This window comes from Streptomyces sp. NPDC004134 (assembly GCF_042874195.1).
Lineage (GTDB): Bacteria > Actinomycetota > Actinomycetes > Streptomycetales > Streptomycetaceae > Streptomyces.
Genome location: NZ_JBIAMS010000022.1, coordinates 138369 through 159033, shown reverse-complemented (window position 1 = coordinate 159033; position 20665 = coordinate 138369). Strand labels below are relative to the sequence as shown.

Below are 20665 nucleotides of genomic sequence, written 5' to 3'. Positions count from 1 at the left end.
AGGCCGACGATTCAACGCAAGGACAGCCGAAGCGTCAGTCAGAGCAAGAGCCAGACCCCCGGGCGGTGCCATCACCAATCCTCACTGTCAGAGCACCCGCATACCCTTGGGCGGGCGTGAGGGAGGAATGGGCACGCGGGACCGGGGCGCAGCCCAGAGCAGGTCCGAGTGGCAGCCCTGCATGTCCAGAGCAGGTCCGTGCGAGCCCGGGGAACCGGCCCCGAGCGGTCCGGGACACAACTCTGCGGGTCGTCCAGCCAGAGCCCGACTCAGCGCCCCCAGCGAGCCGGAAGCGCACCCGCGCGGGGCCCGGGGCGGAGCCCCGCGGGGGTCTCGGGGCGGAGCCCCGGGGTTCGGGGAAGGGACAGGGGAAGGGGAAGGGGAAGGGGAAGGGGAAGGGCGGGGAACACCCCCCTCAGTCCACCAAGTCCCGCACCACCCCGTCCGCCAGCAGCCGCCCCCGCAGCGTCAGCACCAGCCGGCCCTCCTCCCACGGGCCGTCCGCCAGCAGCCCGTCCCCCACCGCCCGGGCCGCCGCCTCCGCCCCCGCCGGTCGCAGCAGCGACACCGGGCAGCCCGCCGACAGCCTCAGCTCCAGCAGGATCCGTTCCACCCTCCGGTCCTCGGCCGTCAGCACCTCACGCCCCGCCGCCGGCGATCTTCCCGCCGCCAGCGCGGCCGCGTACGGCCCCGGGTGCTTGACGTTCCACCACCGCACCCCGCCCACGTGGCTGTGCGCCCCCGGGCCCGCGCCCCACCAGTCGGCGCCCGTCCAGTACAGCTCGTTGTGCCGGCACCGGGCCCCCGCGCCGCCCTCCGCGGCCGCCCAGTTCGACACCTCGTACCACTCCATCCCCACCGCCGACAGCGCCTCCTCCGCGATCAGGTACCTGTCCGCGTGTACGTCGTCGTCCGTCGGCGGCACCTCGCCACGCCGGATCCGCCGCGCCAGTTGCGTGCCCTCCTCCACGATCAGCGCGTACGCCGACACATGGTCGGGACCCGCCCCCAGCGCCGCCGCCAGCGACGCCCGCCAGTCGTCGTCCGTCTCGCCGGGCGTGCCGTAGATCAGGTCCAGGTTCACGTGCGCGAACCCCGCCGCCCGCGCCTCCGCCACGCACGCCTCCGGGCGCCCGGGCGTGTGCGTACGGTCCAGCACCCGCAGCACGTGCTCCCGCGCGCTCTGCATGCCGAACGAGATCCGGTTGAACCCGGCCTCCCGCAGCTCCGCCAGATACGCCGGATCCACCGACTCCGGATTGGCCTCCGTCGTCACCTCCGCGTCCGCCGCGAGGCCGAACTCCGAGCGGATCGCCGCCAGCATCCGCCCCAGGTCCGCCGCCGGCAGCAGCGTGGGCGTACCGCCGCCGAAGAACACCGTCTCGACCTGGCGCGGATCGTCGCCGAGCACCTTGCGGGCCAGGCGGACCTCCTCGGCGAAGGTGGCGGCGTAGTCGTCGCGCGAGGTGCCGCGCAGCTCGGAGGCGGTGTACGTGTTGAAGTCGCAGTAGCCGCAGCGGGTGGCGCAGTACGGGACGTGGGCGTAGAAGCCGAGGGGGCGGCCGGCGGCCCCTGCGAGCGCCTCGGCGGGCAGGGTCCCGTCCTCGGGCGCGGGCTCGCCATCGGGCAGTACGGAGGGCATAAGCCCCATTGTCCCCCCGGCCGCCGCAAGGCCCGGCCCCCGGCCCTCCAGCCCCGACCCGGCCCCCGGCCCCCGGCCCCGGCCAGGCCCAGCCAGGCCCGGCCCGGCCCCGGGACAGCCCCGGCCGCGGCCCTCAGTACCCGCCCGGCTCCGTCCCCCGCGCCTGCAGCACCATCATCGCCAGGTCGTCCCGCGGCGGCACCGGCGCGAAGTCGTGCACCGCCGTCCTGATCCGCTCCGCCACCGCCGCCGCGCCCAGCCCCGTGCAGCACGACAGGGCCTCCGCCAGCCCGTCCTCGTCGTCGAACAGCCGGTCCCCGTAGCGCCGCTCCGTCACGCCGTCCGTGACGCACAGCAGCGTGTCGCCTGGTTCCAGGTCGAACGACTGGCTGTAGTACTCCGCGTCGTCCAGCACCCCCAGCAGCAACTGCGCGTCCGCCGCCGCCCGCACCCCGCCGTCGCTGCGCAGCAGCAGCGGCAGCGGGTGGCCGGCGCTGGCCACGGTGCAGCGGACGCCGCCGCGGTCGTGCTCGTACGGCACCAGCTCCCCGTACAGCAGCGACAGGAACCGCGCCTGCTCCGGCGGCAGCCCGAACGCCGTGGCCGCCTCCACGGCCTCGAAGGCGTGCTCCACGAGCGTGCGGTTCAGGCCCGCGAGCACGTCGGCGACGCCGTAGCCCTCGCGCGCCAGGAGCCGCAGCACCGGCCGCGCGAGGCCCGTGACGACCGCCGCCTCCGGCCCCTGGCCGCAGACGTCGCCGATGGCGAAGCACCAGCGGTCGCTGCCGCTGGGGAAGAGGTCGTAGAAGTCGCCGCCCGCGGCGGCGCCCTCGGCCGGCTCGTAGACGACGGCGGTGTCCATGGCCGGCATCTCCGCGATGCCGCTGGGCAGCAGGCCGCGCTGGAGCACCTCGCTGATGGTCACCTGGCGCGTGTACTGGCGGGCGGCGGAGACGGCGTGCGCGACGCGGCGCGCGAAGTCCGTGACGACGGCGACGACGTCGCCGCCGATGCGGGCGACGCCGGCGCGGCCGAAGAGCAGCGTGCCGACGCGCCGGCCGCCGGCGACCAGCGGGCAGGCCAGGGCGGGGCCGCCGAGCCCGTAGCCGGCGTCCCCGGGACCGCGGGCGACGCCACTGCTGCCGCCGCCGGGCCACGAGACCGGTACGGGGCGGGCGTCGGGCGGCGGCAGCGGGCACTGCTCCAGGGCGCGGCGGAGCGGGGAGATCCGCTCCTCGGCGGCGTGCCAGACCTGCGCGAGGCGGGGCTCGGCGCCGTCGGCGCCTTCGAGCCAGACGGCGCTCCAGTCGGCGAGCCGGGGTACGAGGAGCTGGGTGGCCAGCGAGGCGACCATGTCCTCGTCGAACTGCCCGGCGAGCATGTCGGAGGTCTCGGCGAGGAACGAGAAGGCGCCGACGCCGGCCCAGGGGCCGCCGCCGCGCAGCTCGGGGTCGGTGGCGCTGCGCGGGGTGTGCGCGGTGGCCTGGCTGGGCAGGCGGAGCGCCGCGGCGTGGGCTGCGTGCGGGTCGGCATGCGGGTCGCCGTGCGGGTCGGCCAGGTCGTCGTCGGCGAGGTCGTGCGCGCCGCGGACCGTCTCGCCGCCGGAGCCGTCCGCGTGGTGCGGTACGCCGCGGCCGTGGGCCGCGTCGTCGGGTACGGCGCTCGCGCCGTGCGCGCCATGCGCTCCCGCCTCGTCGTGCCCCGCACCGGTCTCCCGGCCGGGTGCCTCGGCGGCCGGGTCGTCGTCGGCCTGCTCGCCCCCGACCTCGCGCAGCGGGCCCATGCGGAACCAGACGGTCTTCTCGCTGCGCCGGTGCTCCACGCCCCAGGCGTCGGCGAGCGCGGCGACGAGCTGCAGGCCGTAGCCGTACGACTCCTCCGGCGCCGGCAGCGGCATCACGCGGGCCGCGTGCCCGTCGGTGACCTCCACCAGCAGCGTCGGCTCCGCGGCCGCGCCGTCGCCGTCGGCGCCTTCGCGTGCGAGACCGGCGGCGGTGGCGTCCTCGGTGACGAGCCGGCAGCGGACCCGTACCTCGGTGCCGGCGTGCACCACCGCGTTCGTGACCAGCTCGCTGGTCAGCAACTCGGCGTCGTCGACCTCGGGCCCGGCGCGGCCGGCGAGCAGCTCGCGTACGAACCGGCGGGCCGTCGCGGCGGCGGGCATGCCTGCGGCGAGCGTCAGGGCGACGTCGGTCACGCCCTGCGGGCCGGCGGCGGCGTCCGCCTCCGCACCCTCCGCGTCGCCGTCACCGGGGCCGTCCGTGCTCCCGGAGCCGGAGCCGGAGCCGTCCGAATCGTCCCCGTCGTCACCGCCGTCGTCCGCGGCCTCGCCGTCCGCGTCACCCCGGGCCGTGCGGTGCGCCGCGCGGGCGCCGCCGGGCTCCCCGCCGGATGCCGGCACGTCGTCCGCACCGTCCGTATTGTCCGCGTCGTCGGCACCTTCCGTGCCGCCTCCGCCTTCCCCGCCGGATCCGCCGGACCCACCGGTCCCGCCGGACCCGCCGTCCTGCTCCGCGGGCTCTCTTCGCACGACCGACACCACGGTGGTGCGGCGTACGGCCTGCACTGCGAAGGTCGTCCCCACTGTCCTCTCCCGGCCCAATCCCGGCATACGGGCGTTCCCCACGTAACCAGGGTGACAGACTGAGCTCGCCCAGATGCACCAAGTGACACAACTGGTGACCGGATATGGCCCATCCGACCCCCGCCACACCCCCCGGATTACCCCCTCCGGCCACCCCCGCCCGGCCCTTCCCACCGGCCCCCGGCGACGCGCGGCGGCACCGGCCGTGACGGCGAAGACACAGCTCACCGCGGTGGACACCCCTGCGTACGAGACCTCCGCACCCTCCGGGACAGCCCCCTCACCACCCCGCCGCGGGGGCCGCGGCCACCGTCAACACAATCGCGTGCGTCCCACGCACGAGGGGCGCGACAGGCGACGCACACGCCGCCCGCACACCCCTGACCGCCCTTCCCGTTCCCCGGGTACGGCAAAAGACGCACCCCCGCGGACCGGCCGCAAGCGGCCACCGCCGCACGGCACTTCCGGCCCCGGGGGCACGTCGGAAACGAGCCGGGCCTCAGGCTTCCCTGGCGCCCTCGTACATGTCGTCGATCAGGTCCTTGTACTCCCGCTCCACCACGGGACGCTTCAGCTTCAGGCTCGGCGTCAGCTCCCCGTGCTCGACGTCGAGGTCCCGCGGCAGGATCCGGAACTTCCTGATCATCTGCCAGCGCTGCAGCCGCTCGTTGAGCTGCTGCACGTACCCGTCGATCATCTCCCGCGCCTCCGGGGAGGCGACCAGCTCGGTGTACGACCGGTCCGTCAGGCCGTTCTCCTTCGCCCAGCCGGCGAGCGCCGCCTCGTCGAGGGAGATCAGCGCGGTGCAGAAGTTGCGGTCGGCGCCGATGACGAGGATCGAGCCGACGTACGGGCAGACGGCCTTGAACTGCCCCTCGACCTCGCTCGGCGCGATGTACTTGCCGCCGGACGTCTTGATCAGGTCCTTCTTGCGGTCGGTGATGCGCAGGAAGCCGTCGTCGGACAGCTCGCCGATGTCGCCGGTGTGGAACCAGCCGTCGTCCTCCAGCACCTCGGCCGTCTTCTCCGGCAGGCCGTGGTAACCCTGCATGATGCCGGGGCCGCGCAGCAGGATCTCGCCGTCGTCGGCGATCCGCACCTCGCAGCCGGGCAGCGGCTTGCCGACGGTGCCGGTGCGGTAGGTCTCCAGGCGGTTGCAGAAGCTGGCGGCGGCGGACTCGGTGAGGCCGTAGCCCTCCAGGATGGGGACGCCGGCGCCGTCGAAGAAGTAGCCGATCTCGGGGGCCAGGGCGGCGGATCCGGAGACCATGCCGCGCATCCGGCCGCCGAAGGCGGCGCGGAACTTGCCGTAGACCAGCTTGTCCGCGAGGGCGTGCTTGGTCCGCAGGCCGGCCGGCGCGGTGCGCTTGCCGGTGCGGCGGTGGTTGTCCTGGGTGACGCGCGCGTACTCGCGGGCGACCTCGGCGGCCCACAGGAAGATCTTGTACTTGGCGCCGCCGCCGGCCTTCGCCTTGGCGGCCACGCCGTTGTAGACCTTCTCGAAGATCCGCGGGACGCCGCACATCTGGGTGGGCCGGACCACCGGCAGGTTCTCGATGATCTTGTCGATCCGGCCGTCGACGGCCATCACGTGCCCGACCTTGATGTGCCCGGCGGTGAGCACCTTGCCGAAGACGTGCGCGAGCGGCAGCCACAGGTACTGGATGTCCTCCGGCATCACCAGCTCGATGCCCTCGATCGCGTAGCCCATGTACGACCACGAGTCGTGCGCCAGCCGCACGCCCTTGGGGCGGCCGGTGGTGCCGGAGGTGTAGATGAGGGTGGCGAGCTGGTCGGGACGCAGGGCCTGGATGTGCTCCCGTACGGCCTCGGGGTGCTTCTCCAGGTAGTCGGTGCCGCGCCGCTCCAACTCGGCGAGGGAGAGCACCCAGCCGTCCGGGTCGCCCTCGGCGGCCACCGCGTCCGCGGCCTCGACCACGACGACGTGCGCCAGGTCGGGCAGCCCGGCCCGCATCTCGCGCGCCTTGGCGAGCTGGGCGGCGTCCTCCGCGACGAGCACGCGGCTGCCGGAGTCGGCGAGGATGTACGCGGTCTCCTCGGCGTTGGTGCTGGGGTAGACCGTGGTGTTGGCGCCGCCGGCGCAGAGGATGCCGAGGTCGGTGAGGATCCACTCCAGCCGGGTGTTGCAGGCGAGCGCGACCCGCTCCTCGGGCTGCAGGCCGAGGTCGAGCAGCCCGGCGGCGATCGCGAAGACCCGCTCGGCGGACTGCGCCCAGGTCAGGGACCGCCACTCGTCGCCCTCACCGGCGGTGGCCGCGGGCACCGGGTACTGGAACGCCTCCCGGTCGGGGGTGGACTCGACGCGGTCAAGGAAGAGCGTGGCGACGGACGGCGGGCGGCTGTCCAGCTTCGTCTGGGTTTCGGTCTCGGTCACTGCATCCTCCGGCCGTGCTCTTCGCTGGTAACTGGCGAGTAACCAGCAGATTAGAGGGTGGCATCGAACGGCGTAAGGGTCTGCAAGGCGTCGGATAGGTCTCGAAGCCGGGCCGGCGGGGAATCCCGCCGGCCCGGCTCCGTACGATTCCGCTTCGCGCCCCGGCGGGCGCCCGCCGCTACTTCTTCGCCTTGCCGTCCTCGTCCGACGACAGCACCGCGATGAAGGCTTCCTGCGGCACCTCCACGTTGCCGACCATCTTCATCCGCTTCTTGCCCTCCTTCTGCTTCTCCAGCAGCTTCCGCTTACGGGAGATGTCACCGCCGTAGCACTTGGCGAGGACGTCCTTGCGGATGGCGCGGATGGTCTCGCGGGCGATGACGCGGGAGCCGATGGCCGCCTGCACGGGCACCTCGAACGCCTGCCGCGGGATCAGCTCCTTCAGCTTGGCGACGAGCCGGACGCCGTAGGCGTACGCCTTGTCCTTGTGCGTGATCGCGGAGAAGGCGTCGACCTTGTCGCCGTGCAGCAGGATGTCGACCTTGACGAGCTGGCTGCTCTGCTCGCCCGTGGTCTCGTAGTCGAGGGAGGCGTAGCCGCGGGTCTTCGACTTGAGCTGGTCGAAGAAGTCGAAGACGACCTCGGCGAGCGGCAGCGTGTAGCGGATCTCGACGCGCTCCTCGGAGAGGTAGTCCATGCCGAGCAGCGTGCCGCGGCGGTTCTGGCACAGCTCCATGACCGAGCCGATGTACTCGCTGGGGGTCAGGATCGTCGCCCGTACGACCGGCTCGTAGACCTCCTCGATCTTGCCGACCGGGAACTCGCTGGGGTTGGTGACGACGTGCTCGGTGCGGTCCTCCAGCACGACGCGGTAGATCACGTTCGGCGCGGTGGCGATCAGATCGAGGTTGAACTCGCGCTCCAGCCGCTCCCTGATCACCTCCAGGTGCAGCAGGCCGAGGAAGCCGACGCGGAAGCCGAAGCCGAGCGCCGCCGAGGTCTCCGGCTCGTAGACCAGCGCGGCGTCGTTGAGCTGGAGCTTGTCGAGGGCGTCGCGCAGCTCGGGGTAGTCGGAGCCGTCGACCGGGTAGAGCCCGGAGAACACCATGGGCTTGGGGTCCTTGTAGCCGCCGAGCGGCTCGGTGGCGCCCTTGCTGAGCCGGGTGACGGTGTCGCCGACCTTGGACTGGCGGACGTCCTTGACACCCGTGATCAGATAGCCGACCTCGCCGACGGAGAGGCCGTCGGCCGGGGTCATCTCGGGCGAGTTCGTGCCGATCTCCAGCAGCTCGTGCTGGGCCCCGGTCGACATCATCCTGATCCGCTCGCGCTTGCCGAGCGTGCCGTCGACGACCTTCACGTACGTCACGACGCCGCGGTACGAGTCGTAGACCGAGTCGAAGATCATCGCGCGGGCGGGGGCGTCCTTGACCCCCACCGGCGCCGGCACCTGCCGGACCACCTCGTCGAGCAGCGTCTCGACGCCCTCCCCGGTCTTCGCCGAGACGCGCAGCACGTCGGCGGGGTCGCAGCCGATGAGCCCGGCCAGCTCGGCGGCGAACTTCTCCGGCTGCGCGGCGGGCAGGTCGATCTTGTTCAGCACCGGGATGATCGTGAGGTCGTTCTCCATCGCGAGATAGAGGTTCGCGAGGGTCTGCGCCTCGATGCCCTGCGCGGCGTCCACCAGCAGCACGCAGCCCTCGCAGGCGGCGAGCGAGCGGGAGACCTCGTAGGTGAAGTCGACGTGCCCGGGGGTGTCGATCATGTTGAGGATGTGCGCCTCGCCGCTGCTCTCACCCTCCGAGGGCGACCACGGCATGCGCACGGCCTGGGACTTGATCGTGATGCCGCGCTCGCGCTCGATGTCCATACGGTCGAGGTACTGCTCGCGCATCTGGCGCTTGTCGACGACTCCGGTGATCTGGAGCATCCGGTCGGCCAGCGTCGACTTGCCGTGGTCGATGTGCGCGATGATGCAGAAATTGCGGATCAGCGCGGGCTCGGTACGGCTGGGCTGCGGCACGGTGGTTTCGGTCGCGGGCACCTAGGGGTCCTGTCGGGAGGGATCGGGCGGGAGGGGCGTGTCTGCACTCGTCGCCCCCATGGTCCCATGCGCGCGGGGCCGGGAGCGGTTTGGGCGGCCGTCCTGGCTGCTGGTAGCCTGAGCCACTGTGCCTGGACCCGGTGAGGTCCGGCAGTTCAGGTCCCACAGGACGATCTTCGAACATCTCTCAAGAGGCAGCTACGTGGCGAACATCAAGTCCCAGATCAAGCGGATCAAGACCAACGAGAAGGCCCGGCTGCGCAACAAGGCCGTGAAGTCCGAACTGCGCACCGCGATCCGCCGTACCCGCGAGGCCGTCGAGGCCGGGGACGCAGAGAAGGCCGTGGAGGCGCAGCGCGCCGCCGCCCGCAAGCTGGACAAGGCGGTCAGCAAGGGCGTCATCCACCGCAACCAGGCGGCGAACAAGAAGGCCGCCCTGGCCAAGCGGGTCCAGGCCCTCCAGTCCTGACCCGGGCCCCGAAGGGGCCCACCCCCGGCCGACAGTCGCGAGCCCTCTCACTCCGCTCCGGCCGGACACCGAGAACACCACGCCGCACGCGGCCTGCGTTCGCCACGCGGGTGCGGCGCACAGCACGTCCGCCAGGCCCCGTCCCGGCCCCTCCCCAGGGCCCGACGGGGCCTCGCGCATCCCCGCCAGGCCCGGCCCCCGCGGGAGGCGGGCCGGACGCCGCCGTTCCTCGGTGACTCCCGGACCAGACGGTGCCGGGTCAGTGGGGGCGGGCGGCTTGGCTGATGGTTACCACGGCTTTTTCCAGGGCGTAGGCCGGGTCGTCCGAGCCGCCCTTGACGTCCGCGTCCGCCTGGGCCACCGCGCGGAGTGCCGTCGCCACGCCGTCCGCCGTCCAGCCGCGCATCTGCTGGCGGACGCGGTCCACCTTCCACGGCGGCATGCCCAGCTCGCGGGCCAGGTCGGCGGGGCGCATGCCGCGGGGGGCGGAGGCGAGGCGGCCGATGGAGCGGACGCCCTGGGCGAGGGCGCTGGTGAGCAGCACCGGGGCCACGCCCGTGCCGAGCGCCCAGCGGAGGGCCTCCAGGGCCTCGGCCGTACGGCCCTCGACGGCCCGGTCGGCGACCTCGAAGCCGGAGGTCTCGGCCCGGCCCGTGTAGTAGCGCGCGACGACCGCGTCGTCGATCGTGCCCTCCACGTCGGCCGCGAGCTGCGCGCAGGCACTGGCCATCTCCCGCAGGTCGGAGCCGATCGCGTCGACCAGCGCCTGGCAGGCCGACGGCGTCGCGGTGCGGCCCGCGGCCCGGAACTCGGCCTTCACGAACGCCAGCCGGTCCGCGGGGCGGGTCACCTTCGCGCAGTCGACCTCCCGGGCGCCGGCCTTGCGCGCCGCGTCCAGCAGGCCCTTGCCCTTGGCGCCGCCGGCGTGCGCCAGCACCAGGGTGATCTCGGGGGCGGGGGCGGCCACGTACGCCTTGACGTCCTTGACGGCGTCGGCGGCGAGGTCCTGCGCGCCCCGTACGACCACGACCTTGCGCTCGGCGAAGAGCGACGGGCTGGTCAGCTCGGCGAGCGTGCCGGGCTGGAGGGCGTCGTGGGTCAGCTCGCGCACGTCGGTGTCGGGGTCGGCGGCGCGGGCGGCGGCCACGACCTCCCGCACGGCGCGGTCGACCAGCAGGTCCTCCTGGCCCACGGCGAGCGTGACGGGGGTGAGCGGGTCGCCGCCGGCGCTGCCGCCCTTGCTGGTCCTGGGGTTCCGCGTGGTCGCTGCCATCGCCGTACAGCATCCCACGCCGGTACGACACCGCCCGCGGCCGCGGGCACAATGGCGGCGTGAGCGACCTGACCTTCGTACTCGTGCTGCCCGACCGCGACGCCGCGGAGGAGGTGGCCGAACTGGCCGTGGAGCGCTTCGGCCTGACCGGGGAGCCGCACCTGATCCGCGACGCCCTGGCCGGCGAGGACGACGCGGAGGACGCGCAGTGGCTGGTCGTCGTCGAGGACGCGCGGGAGGCGGTGGCGGCGGGTCTTGAGGAGCTGGCCGAGTCGTACGACGGCTGGCTGGAGGGCTCCGCGACGGTGCCGGACGACCCGGCCGGCTGACCGGCCGGGCCCGCCGCGCGGCCCCGGGGCGTCAGCTCGCGGCCACCACCTGGATGTCCAGTTCGATCTGGATGCTGGAGCCCACGACGGCGATGCCGCGGGCGAGCATGTGCTGCCAGTTGAGCGTGAAGTCCTCGCGGTGCAGTTCGACGGTCGCCCGGCAGGCGGCGCGCAGTTCGCCCTCCATGCCGTAACCGGTGCCGAGGTAGCGGGTGTCGAGCGTGACGGTGCGGCTGACGCCGTGGATGGACAGCGCGCCGGTGACGGCCCAGCGGGCGCCGCCGCGGTGCAGGAAGCGGTCGCTGGCGAACTCGATCGCCGGGTAGCGCTCGACGTCGAGGAAGTCCGGGGAGCGCAGGTGGTCGTCGCGCATCTTGATGTTGGTGTCGATGCTGGCCGCCTCGATGGCGACGCGCATGGCCGAGTCCTCCATGCGCTGACCGATGCGCAGGGCGCCGCTGAAGGCGTTGAACCTGCCGCGTACGCGCGCCATGCCGATGTGCTGCGCGACGAAGGCGATGGTGGTGTGCGCCGGGTCGATCTCCCAGTCGCCGGGCGGCGGGAGCTGCGGCAGCGGGGAAGGGCCGAGGGCGAGGTCGCCGAGGGAGTTGTGGGCGCCTTCCGCGACTTCGACCTCGCCGCGGTACGGGGTGAAGCCCTCGGCGTTGATCGAGAGCCGGTAGCTGCCGGCCGGGACCGCGACGACGAAGGTGCCGAACGGATCGCTCTCGCCGCTGACGACCTTGCGCCCGGCGGCGTCGGCGAGCACGACCTCCGCCTGTGGCAGCGGCTGTTCGACGGGGTCGAGCACGCGGCAGCTCAGCACCCCCGCGTGTGCAGGGACCCGCATGCCGACCAGGCCGGCGCCGCGCCGGGTTGCCGTGGCCGGGGATCTGCGCCGGAGACGACCGATCATGAAGCATCCACCCCCGTGGAATTTCAGTGGCTCGGGCATTCATTCGAGCACTGGTACGGCTTTCTATGCAAACCGGGGGGCTACCGCCGGGTTGTGACAACTGGGGCGGGCTTGGGTCAAGTGCCGGAGTTCACCGGTCCGTTTGGACCCGTCGCCGGCACGGCTATCGGCCGCCGGGAGTGGCGGCGGGGGTGCGGTCTTCCGCCTCTCCTTCCGCGGTGAGGGCGAGCGGGCCGTGCAGGTCGGTGCGCAGCACGGCGGCGCCCTGGGCGCGCAGGGCGGCGACGGTACGGGGCGAGGGGTGGCCGTACGGGTTGCCGGCGCCGGCGCTGACGAGGGCGAAGCGGGGCCTGAGGCGCCGCAGCAGCTCGTGGTCCTGGTACGCGGAGCCATGGTGCGGGACCTTCAGGGCGTCGAGGCGGGGCAGTCGGGGGACGGCGGTGAGCAACGCGCGCTGGGCGGGCGGCTCCAGGTCCCCGGGCAGGAGCACGGTGAGGCCGGCCGTCTCGACGAGGAGGGTGACGCTGGCGTCGTTCGGCTCGGCCGGGGGCGGTGCGCCGGCCGCCGGCCAGACCACCTGCCACGACAGCCCGCCCACCCGGCGCCGCTCCCCCGGGCGCGCGCGGATCACCGGCACGCCCGCGGCGGCGGCCGTACGGCGCACGGCGGCCGCCTGGCCCGGAGGTTCGTCGAGGCCGCCGACCTGGATGGCGCCCACGGCCCGGCCGCGCAGCACACCGGCCAGGCCGGCGACGTGGTCGTCGTGGAAGTGGGTGAGGACGACGAGCGGGACGCGGCTGACGCCGAGATCGCGCAGGCAGCGGTCGGCCAGGGCGGGGTCGGGGCCGGTGTCCACGACGACCGCCGCCCCGTCGCCCGCGGCCAGCGCGAGCGCATCGCCCTGGCCGACGTCGCACGCCACGAGGCGCCAGCCGGCGGGCGGCCAGCCGGTGAGGACCCGGGTGAGGGGGACGGGGCGGAGCACGGCGAGCAGCACGAGCAGGACGCAGGCGGCGCAGAGCCACCGGCGGCGGGCCAGGCGGCGCAGTCCGAGCAGGAGGGGAGGGGTCACGGCGGCCAGGGCCAGCCCGCCGTACCACCCGCCGGGCCAGCCGTACGTGGCGCCTGGCAGCGCCGCCCCGGTCCTGGCGACGGCGGCGATCCACTCCGCCGCCCAGCCCGCGGGCGTCGCCAGCAGCTCCGCTACGGGCATCGCGGGCAGGGCGACGGCGAGCGCCGCGAACCCCAGGACGGTGGCGGGCGCGACGGCGAACTCGGCGAGCAGGTTGCACGGGATCGCGACCAGGCTGACCCGCGCCGCGAGCACGGCGACGACGGGCGCGCACACCGCCTGCGCGGCCCCGGCCGCCGCCAGCGCCTCGGCGAGCCGCGGCGGCACCCGGCGGGCGCGCAGCGCCGCGCTCCAGCGGGGCGCGAGGGTGAGCAGGGCGGCGGTCGCCAGGACGGAGAGGAGGAAGCCGTACTCGCGGGAAAGCCACGGGTCGTAGAGGACGAGCAGCAGGACGGCGGCGGCGAGCGCGGGCAGCAGGGAGCGGCGCCGGCCGGTGCCGAGGGCGAGCAGGGTGATGAGCCCGCAGACCGCCGCCCGCAGGACGCTGGGCTCGGGGCGGCAGACGACGACGAAGCCGAGGGTGAGCAGCCCGCCGAGGAGCGCGGTCGCGCGCAGCGGGATGCCGAGCCGCGGCGCGAGCCCGCGGCGCTCGGCGCGGGCGGCGAGGTGGGGCGGGCCGATGAGGAGGGCGAGCAGGATCGTGAAGTTGGCTCCGCTGACGGCGAGGAGGTGGGTGAGGTCGGTGGCGTGGAAGGCGTCCTGGAGTTCGGCGGGGATGCGGGAGGTGTCGCCGACGACGAGCCCGGGCAGCAGCGCGCGGGCGTCGGCGGTGAGGCCGTCGGTGGCCTCGCGCAGCCCGCCCCGCAGCGCGCCCGCGGCCCGCTGGGGGGCGCTGGGCCCGCCCACGACGTCCGGCGGCCCGTCCCCGGCGACCCGCAGCACGGCACCCACGGCCCGGCCGCCCCCGGAGTCCGGCGAGACCCGCGCGTCGACCCGCACCCGGGTCGACGGCAGAAGCCTCAACCACGCTCGCCGCGCGGCGGCGTCACGGGGCTGAACGAGGACCAGCACGGGTGTCCGCACACGAGCGGTCTGTGGGGCCGGGCTCTTCGGGGCCCCTGCGGGGGTGTCCGCGCGGCGGGTGGTGACGTGGCGGGCTCCTGCTCTGACGAGTACGGCGGCCGGGGTGGCGGCCGGGCCGCTCACCTGCGGCCGGGTCAGCCGGGGGTCGGAAGTCACCTCCATCTCGACGGTGGCCTGCCCGTACCGTTCGGCCACCGCGGGCAGCGGTCCGCGGTGGAGGTCGGCGCCGTGCAGCGCGGCGACCCCCGCACCCGCGGCGGCGCACAGCAGCGCCGCTGCCCCGGCCACCAGCACCCGTGACCGCGCGGCGGCGGCCGGGCAGAAGGTGGCCGGGCGGACGGCGGCGACGCGGTGCCCCCGCCGCGGCCCGTGCCACCTGCCGCCGAGACGGGCGGCGGCAAGCAGCGCCAGCGCGGCGGCCGTTGCCAGTCCGCACACCGCCGGCACCGCCGCGCCCTCCCGGCCCAGCGCCCACGCTGCCGCCGCCCAGGCGGCCAACGCGGGTGGCACCAGCCGCAGATCGGCCGGGCCCTCTGCCGCGGGGGACGGAGCCGCGGTGCCGTCCGCCCGGCGCGTGCCCGGCAACCGGCCCCCGGGTGCCGGGGGTTGTCCGGGCGCGGCGGCGGTGGTCGTGGTCGACGCGGGGTCACGGCTGGACATGGGGGCGGAGGTCCGCGAAGCGGCTGTCACCGATGCCGTTCACGTCGCGGAGTTGCTCGACGTCGGTGAAGCCGCCGTTCTGGTCGCGGTAGTCGATGATGTGCTGCGCCAGTACGGGGCCGATGCCGGGCAGCGCGTCGAGCTGTTCCGGCGTTGCGGAGTTGAGGCTCACCACCGCGGTCGGTCCGCTCGTCGGCGAGCCGCCTCCCGCCGGTGGGCCCGGGGCGGGGGCCGGTGGGGCACCGGGCGCCGCCGGTGGCGGCTCGCCGACGGCGATCTGCTCGCCGTCGACCAGCGGCCGCGCGCGGTTCAGGCCGTCCGCCTCCACGCCTGGGCGGATGCCGCCCGCGGCGCGTAAGGCGTCCTCGACACGCGATCCGGCGGGCAGCCGGTGGACACCCGGTTCGCGCACCTTGCCGACGACGTCCACCACCACGTCCGCCGCCGCCCGGGCGCTGGGCTCCCCCGCGGCATCCGGCACCGCCGCCTCCGCGGCGGGCGCCGGCGCGGAGCCGCGTGCCTCCGGAGGCTGTACGGGCTGGGGCCGCCCGGACCAGAAGTGGTACGCGGCAAGAGCGACCCCGGCGACGAGCACCAGCACCAGGGCCGCGCACGTCCCGGGCTCCAGCCCGCACCGCAGCCGGATCCACACCGGCAACCGCTCCCGCACCGCAACCCGCCACCGCTCCCACCGCCCCATCTCCCCGCGTTCGAGAGCGGGTTGATCGCCCTCGGGCGAGGCGGCGGCACGCCCGGAGGCCGGGGCGTTCCCGGGAGCGGCGGCACGGAGGGGCGGTGCGGCGACCGGGGTGGCCACCGAAGGAGGGGCGGGGGCAGAGGCGGCCGCGGGTGGACGGGCGGGCACAGAACCGGCGGCAGGCGCGGGAGCGGGAGCGGACACGGAGACACCGGCCGTCCCCGGCTCCTCCGCACCCGGCTCGACCGTCCCCCTCCGGGGGAACCGCGGCGGGTCCTTGCTGGTCCAGCGGAGATGTGGGCCCGATTCGTCCGCGGGGTGGCGGATGGGTGGGCCGAGCATCGTCGTTGCCCGGTGGCGCAGGTGCTCCCGCGACGTGGTCCTTGCCGCCCCGCTCCCCCGCCGGCCGCGCCTGCGCTGCTCGTGGCGGCCCGGTCCCCTGGTCTCCGTACCCGTTCGTGCGCTCATGGCCCGAAGGTACGAGCCCCGCACCCACCCGCGCTGATCACCGGCAATTCCTGTGGATAACTCGCCGGTTGTGGACAACCCGCGGCTACGCGCCGCCCCGCCGCGACACCACCGCGCCCAGCAGCCCCGGCCCCGTGTGCGCCCCGATCACCGCGCCCACCTCGCTCAGATGCAGCTCCTCCAGCCCCGGCACCCGCTCCCGCAGCCGGTCCGCCAGCTCCGCCGCCCGCTCCGCCGCCGCCAGATGGTGCACCGCGACGTCCACCGGGCCCTCGGCCGCCCGTTCGAGCACCAGCTCCTCCAGCCGCAGGATCGCCTTGCTCGCCGTACGGACCTTCTCCAGCAGCTCGATCCGCCCGCCGTCGAGCCGCAGCAGCGGCTTGACCGCCAGCGCCGAGCCCAGCAGCGCCTGTGCCGTGCCGATCCGGCCGCCGCGGCGCAGATAGTCCAGGGTGTCGACGTAGAAGAACGCCGACGTGCCCGCCGCCCGCCGCTCCGCCGCCTCCACCGCGTCGTCCACGGTGCCGCCCGCCTCCGCCGCCTCCGCGGCGGCGATCGCGCAGAAGCCGAGGGCCATCGCCACCATGCGGGTGTCCACCACCCGCACCGGCACCGGCGCCTCCTTCGCCGCCAGCACCGCCGCGTCGTACGTCCCGGAGAACTCCGCGGACAGGTGCAGCGACACGATGCCCCGCGCGCCCGCCTCCGCCGCCTTCCGGTACGTCGCCGCGAAGAGCGCGGGGCTGGGCCGCGACGTCGTCACCGGGTTCCGCTTGCGCAGCGCCTCGGCCAGCGAGCGGGCGGAGATCTCGGTGCCCTCCTCGAGCGCCCGGTCACCGAGCACGACGGTCAGCGGGACGGAGATGATGCCGTGCCGCCGCATCGCCTCGGGCGGCAGATAGGCCGTGGAATCGGCGACGATCGCGACATCGGGGGACATGCCCAAGACACTACTGGGCTCGCCGAACACCCCGCATCCGAGGGCCCGCACGGCGCGTACGGCCTAGGCGGTTCGCCGAGGTCACACCCGGTGTCCCGGCCCCGGACAGCGCTACGCCGACTCCGGCTTGCGCATCTTCTCGATCTTCGACAGCAGCGCCTGGAAGGCGTCCTGCCCCTCCGGCGTCCCGCCGGACGACAGCGCCGGCTGCTGCTTCGGCGACCGGCCCGCGCCGTCCGCGGGCCGCGCCTTCGCACCGGAAGTCGCCTCGGACGGCGGCGCCTGCGCCGACGCGGGGCCCGCGGCGGTCTCCTGCTCCGCCGCCGGCGTCCAGTGCCGCAGCGCGCCCGTCTCCAGGTCGATCTGCGTGGTCAGCGCGTCCAGCCCGTCCTCGTCCTCCGCCGTGTGCCGCGCGCGGTCCTGCGCCGCCCAGCGCAGCGAGTTCGCCGACTGCGCGATCCGCTCCGCGCGGCCGCGCAGCTCCGGCAGCCGCTCCGCGACCCGCGACTTGTCCGGCTCCCGCTCCAGGTGCCGCAGCTCGCCGTCGACCTGGCGCGCGTACTCGTGGAGCCGGTCGAGCAGGCCGATCGACTCGCGCAGCCCGGGGTCGCCCTGCACGGCGTGCTCCAGCTCGCGGCGGGTGGCGTCGATGGAGTTGCGCAGGGAGAGCCGCAGGCCCGCGATGTCGCCGGCCGCGCCGGGCTGTACCGCCCGGCGGGCCTTGAGCGTCGTCTCCTGGACCGTTCTGCGGGTGTCGGCGACCGTGCGCTCTACGCCCCGCTTCACCGCCCGCGTGGCCTTCACGGTCAGGACCACGCCCGCCGCGACACAGAGCACGAAGAACAGCGCCAGCAGAGCGACGACGACGTCCATGAGGTCCGCATCCCTCCATCTCGGGCCGCGCAGCCCCGGGCGGCCACGGCAGGCGGTCTGCCCTCCAGCGTACGGGTACGGGAAAGGCCGGGCGGCCCCGCCGGCCCCCGGCCTTCCCGGAATCGTCCCTTAGGGAACGCCCCGGGGGATCCGGCCGCGGCCGATCCCGCGGCTGGTCCCGCCAGTTCCGCGCGGCAGCTTCCACGCGTACGCGCGGCTGCTCCCGCCCCTCGTACGAAGGCGCCGGGCGCCCTCAGACGACCACGTTCACCAGCTTCGGCGCCCGTACGATCACCTTCCGCACCGGCGCCCCGCCCAGCGCCCGCACCACCGCCTCGTCGGCCAGCGCCGCCGCCTCCAGCTCCGCCGCGGAGATGTCGGGTGACACCTCCAGCCGGGCCTTGACCTTGCCCTTGACTTGCACCACGCACGTGACCGTCTCGTCGGCCACGTACCGCGGATCGGCGACCGGGAACGGCTCGTAGACCACCGTCGTGCCGTGCCCCAGCCGGTGCCACAGCTCCTCGGCGACGTGCGGCGCCAGCGGCGCGACCAGCTTCACCAGCGCCTCGGCGACGCTCCGCGGCACCGCGGGCAGCTTGGTGACGTGGTTGTTCAGCTCCGTCACCTTCGCGATGGCGGTGTTGAAGCGCAGCCCCGCCATGTCCCTGGTGACCCCGTCGACGGCCTTGTGCACCGCCCGCAGCGTCGCCTCGTCCGGCTCGGCGTCCACGACCGTGACCGCGCCGGTCGACTCGTCGACGACGTTGCGCCACAGCCGCTGCAGCAGCCGGTACTGGCCGACGACCGCGCGGGTGTCCCAGGGCCGGGAGACGTCCAGCGGGCCCATCGCCATCTCGTACAGGCGCAGCGTGTCCGCCCCGTACTCGGCGCAGATCTCGTCCGGCGTGACGGCGTTCTTCAGGGACTTGCCCATCTTGCCCAGCTCGCGCCTGACCTGCGCGCCGTCGTACCAGTAGCCGCCGTCGTGCTCCTCGACCTCCACGGCGGGCACCGGGAAGCCGCGGGCGTCGCGGTAGACATACGCCTGGATCATGCCCTGGTTGAACAGCTTGTGGAACGGCTCGGCGGACGAGACGTACCCCAGGTCGTACAGCACCTTGGACCAGAAGCGGGCGTACAGCAGGTGCAGCACGGCGTGCTCGGCGCCGCCGACGTACAGGTCGACGCCGCCGTGCGGCTTGCCTTCGGCCGGGCCCATCCAGGCGCGCTCGACCGCCGGGTCGACCAGCCGCTCGGCGTTGTGCGGGTCCAGGTAGCGCAGCTCGTACCAGCAGGAGCCGGCCCAGTTGGGCATGGTGTTGGTCTCGCGCCGGTAGCGCCGCGGTCCCGAGCCGTCGCCCAGGTCCAGGGTGACGTTCACCCAGTCCGCGTTGCGCGACAGGGGCGTCTCGGGGCGGCTGCCGGCGTCGTCCGGGTCGAAGGTGCGCGGCGAGTAGTCCTCGACCTCGGGCAGCTCCAGCGGCAGCATCGACTCGGGCAGGGCGTGGGCGACGTCGTTCTCGTCGTAGACGATCGGGAAGGGCTCGCCCCAGTAGCGCTGGCGGCTGAACAGCCAGTCCCGCAGCCGGAAGCTGACGGTGCCCTCGCCGACACCGTGGTCCTCCAGCCAGGCGATGATCTTCCGCTTGGCGTCGGCGACCTCCAGCCCGTTCAGGTCGATGCCGTCGCCCGCCGAGTTGATCGCGGGGCCGTCCCCGGTGTACGCCTTGCCGTCCCAGTCCGCGGGCGGCTCCACGGTGCGGATGATGGGCAGTTCGAAGACCTCGGAGAACTCCCAGTCGCGCTGGTCCTGTCCGGGTACGGCCATGATGGCGCCGGTGCCGTAGCCCATCAGGACGTAGTCGGCGATGAAGACGGGGACGCGCTCGCCGTTGACGGGGTTCAGGGCGTACGCGCCCGTGAACACGCCGGTCTTCTCCTTGGCTTCCGCCTGCCGCTCCACGTCGGACTTGGCGGCGGCCTGCGCGCGGTACGTCTCCACCGCCTCCGCGGGCGTGGCGTGCCCGCCGGTCCACACCTCGTGGGTGCCCTGCGGCCAGCCGGCCGGTGCGATGCCGTCGACCAGCGGGTGCTCGGGGGCCAGCACCATGTAGGTGGCGCCGAACAGGGTGTCGGGGCGGGTGGTGAAGACCGGGATCCGCGTGCCCTCGTGGCCGTCGACGGGGAAGTCGACGCGCGCGCCCTCGCTGCGGCCGATCCAGTTGCGCTGCTGCAGCTTGATGGCCTCGGGCCAGTCCAGCTCGTCCAGGTCGGCCAGCAGCCGGTCGGCGTAGGCGGTGATGCGCATCATCCACTGCCGCAGATTGGCCTTGAAGACGGGGAAGTTGCCGCGCTCGGAGCGGCCGTCCGCGGTGACCTCCTCATTGGCCAGCACGGTGCCCAGGCCGGGGCACCAGTTGACCGGGGAGTCGGAGGCGTACGCCAGCCGGTAGCCGCTCAGCACCTCGGCGTGCTCCTCGGGCGTCAGCTCGCCCCAGGGGCGCCGGTCGGGCGTCTCGCGCTTGCCGGTCTCGAACTGCTCGACCAGGGTGGCGATCGGGCGGGCGGAGCCGGCCTCCTCGTCGTACCAGGACTCGAAGATCTGCAGGAAGATCCACTGGGTCCACTTGTAGTAGTCCGGGTCGATCGTGGCGAACGACCTGTCCCGGTCGTGCCCCAGGCCCAGGCGGCCCAGTTGGCGGCGCATGGAGGCGATGTTCGCCTCGGTGGTGACGCGCGGGTGGGTGCCGGTCTGCACGGCGTACTGCTCGGCGGGCAGGCCGAAGGCGTCGAAGCCCATGGTGTGCAGGACGTCGTGGCCCGTCATGCGCTCGTAGCGGGCGAAGACGTCGGTGGCGATGTACCCCAGCGGGTGCCCCACGTGCAGGCCCGCACCCGAGGGGTACGGGAACATGTCCATGATGAACTTCCGGGGCCGGTCCGACGCCGCGGCCGTGTCCACCGCGTACGTGCCCTCGCGCTCCCAGAAGTCCTGCCAGCGTCCCTCGATCTCGGCCGCCAGGGCCGCGGTGTAGCGGTGCGGTGCCGTCGGCGGCACCGACTCGGTGGCGGCGGCGGTGGTCGTCTCGCTGCTCATGGTCCTCAAAGCTCCTGGTGGTCTCTGCCTGCGGTGCCGGATGCGGAAACGAAAAAACCCCTCGCACAGGAGGGGACGCCGCGCTGAGTGTTTCCTGCCGTCAGCGCGGCCCGCTAAGCA

At 74.4% G+C, this 20665-nt stretch carries 12 protein-coding genes and 1 pseudogene; 2 read left to right on the top strand and 11 right to left on the bottom strand.

Going from position 1 to position 20665, the window contains the following annotated elements:
* Window positions 1-415: 415 nt before the first annotated feature.
* The 4 genes from hemW to lepA form a co-directional block, all read right to left on the bottom strand.
* Window positions 416-1642 carry a radical SAM family heme chaperone HemW gene (gene hemW, locus ACFYVJ_RS25615; protein ID WP_388895754.1) on the bottom strand — a complete coding sequence of 409 codons (1227 nt, stop codon included), beginning with the start codon at window positions 1640-1642 and terminating at the stop codon, window positions 416-418.
* 133 nt (window positions 1643-1775) lie between these two features.
* Window positions 1776-4226, bottom strand: coding sequence for a SpoIIE family protein phosphatase (locus tag ACFYVJ_RS25610; protein WP_388895751.1), 2451 nt, complete (start codon window positions 4224-4226; stop codon window positions 1776-1778).
* Window positions 4227-4725: 499 nt separating this feature from the next.
* A complete protein-coding gene (locus ACFYVJ_RS25605) occupies window positions 4726-6621 on the bottom strand; it encodes an AMP-dependent synthetase/ligase (protein ID WP_388895748.1) in 1896 nt (631 codons plus the stop codon).
* Between the two features lie 178 nt (window positions 6622-6799).
* On the bottom strand, window positions 6800-8665 hold the full coding sequence (gene lepA / locus ACFYVJ_RS25600) for a translation elongation factor 4 (protein WP_388895746.1): 1866 nt from the start codon (window positions 8663-8665) through the stop codon (window positions 6800-6802).
* A gap of 127 nt (window positions 8666-8792) precedes the next feature.
* On the opposite strand from lepA, the pseudogene rpsT reads away from it, so the two are divergent.
* Window positions 8793-9059: pseudogene (rpsT, locus tag ACFYVJ_RS25595) on the top strand (30S ribosomal protein S20); the annotation flags it as partial.
* Between the two features lie 334 nt (window positions 9060-9393).
* On the opposite strand, the gene holA reads toward rpsT, so the two are convergent.
* Window positions 9394-10407 carry a DNA polymerase III subunit delta gene (gene holA, locus ACFYVJ_RS25590; RefSeq protein WP_388895743.1) on the bottom strand — a complete coding sequence of 338 codons (1014 nt, stop codon included), beginning with the start codon at window positions 10405-10407 and terminating at the stop codon, window positions 9394-9396.
* Between the two features lie 59 nt (window positions 10408-10466).
* Between holA and ACFYVJ_RS25585 the strand changes: the two genes are divergently transcribed.
* Complete coding sequence (locus ACFYVJ_RS25585; RefSeq protein ID WP_388895740.1) at window positions 10467-10736, top strand: hypothetical protein; 270 nt, start codon at window positions 10467-10469, stop codon at window positions 10734-10736.
* Between the two features lie 31 nt (window positions 10737-10767).
* On the opposite strand, the gene ACFYVJ_RS25580 is transcribed toward ACFYVJ_RS25585, so the two are convergent.
* The 6 genes from ACFYVJ_RS25580 to leuS form a co-directional block, all read right to left on the bottom strand.
* Window positions 10768-11652, bottom strand: a complete 885-nt coding sequence (locus ACFYVJ_RS25580; RefSeq protein WP_388895738.1) for a YceI family protein — start codon at window positions 11650-11652, stop codon at window positions 10768-10770.
* Window positions 11653-11815: 163 nt separating this feature from the next.
* On the bottom strand, window positions 11816-14305 hold the full coding sequence (locus ACFYVJ_RS25575; RefSeq protein WP_388895779.1) for a ComEC/Rec2 family competence protein: 2490 nt from the start codon (window positions 14303-14305) through the stop codon (window positions 11816-11818).
* Between the two features lie 148 nt (window positions 14306-14453).
* The gene (locus tag ACFYVJ_RS25570; RefSeq protein ID WP_388895735.1) at window positions 14454-15137 is read right to left on the bottom strand and encodes a helix-hairpin-helix domain-containing protein; all 684 of its coding nucleotides are present in this window, start codon (window positions 15135-15137) and stop codon (window positions 14454-14456) included.
* A gap of 580 nt (window positions 15138-15717) precedes the next feature.
* Window positions 15718-16572: a DegV family protein gene (locus tag ACFYVJ_RS25565; protein ID WP_388895733.1), complete on the bottom strand. Its 855-nt coding sequence runs from the start codon at window positions 16570-16572 to the stop codon at window positions 15718-15720.
* A 111-nt stretch (window positions 16573-16683) separates the two neighbouring features.
* Window positions 16684-17445 (bottom strand): hypothetical protein, encoded by a 762-nt coding sequence (locus ACFYVJ_RS25560; RefSeq protein WP_388895730.1) that lies wholly within the window; start codon window positions 17443-17445, stop codon window positions 16684-16686.
* Between the two features lie 253 nt (window positions 17446-17698).
* Window positions 17699-20545: a leucine--tRNA ligase gene (gene leuS / locus ACFYVJ_RS25555; protein WP_388895727.1), complete on the bottom strand. Its 2847-nt coding sequence runs from the start codon at window positions 20543-20545 to the stop codon at window positions 17699-17701.
* Between the last annotated feature and the right edge of the window lie 120 nt (window positions 20546-20665).

Coding starts and splice junctions, on each gene's coding strand:
- holA (WP_388895743.1), bottom strand. CDS start 10,407: ATGGCAGCGACCACGCGGAACCCCAGGACCAGCAAGGGCGGCAGCGCC.
- ACFYVJ_RS25560 (WP_388895730.1), bottom strand. CDS start 17,445: ATGGACGTCGTCGTCGCTCTGCTGGCGCTGTTCTTCGTGCTCTGTGTC.
- ACFYVJ_RS25565 (WP_388895733.1), bottom strand. CDS start 16,572: ATGTCCCCCGATGTCGCGATCGTCGCCGATTCCACGGCCTATCTGCCG.
- hemW (WP_388895754.1), bottom strand. CDS start 1,642: ATGCCCTCCGTACTGCCCGATGGCGAGCCCGCGCCCGAGGACGGGACC.
- leuS (WP_388895727.1), bottom strand. CDS start 20,545: ATGAGCAGCGAGACGACCACCGCCGCCGCCACCGAGTCGGTGCCGCCG.
- ACFYVJ_RS25580 (WP_388895738.1), bottom strand. CDS start 11,652: ATGATCGGTCGTCTCCGGCGCAGATCCCCGGCCACGGCAACCCGGCGC.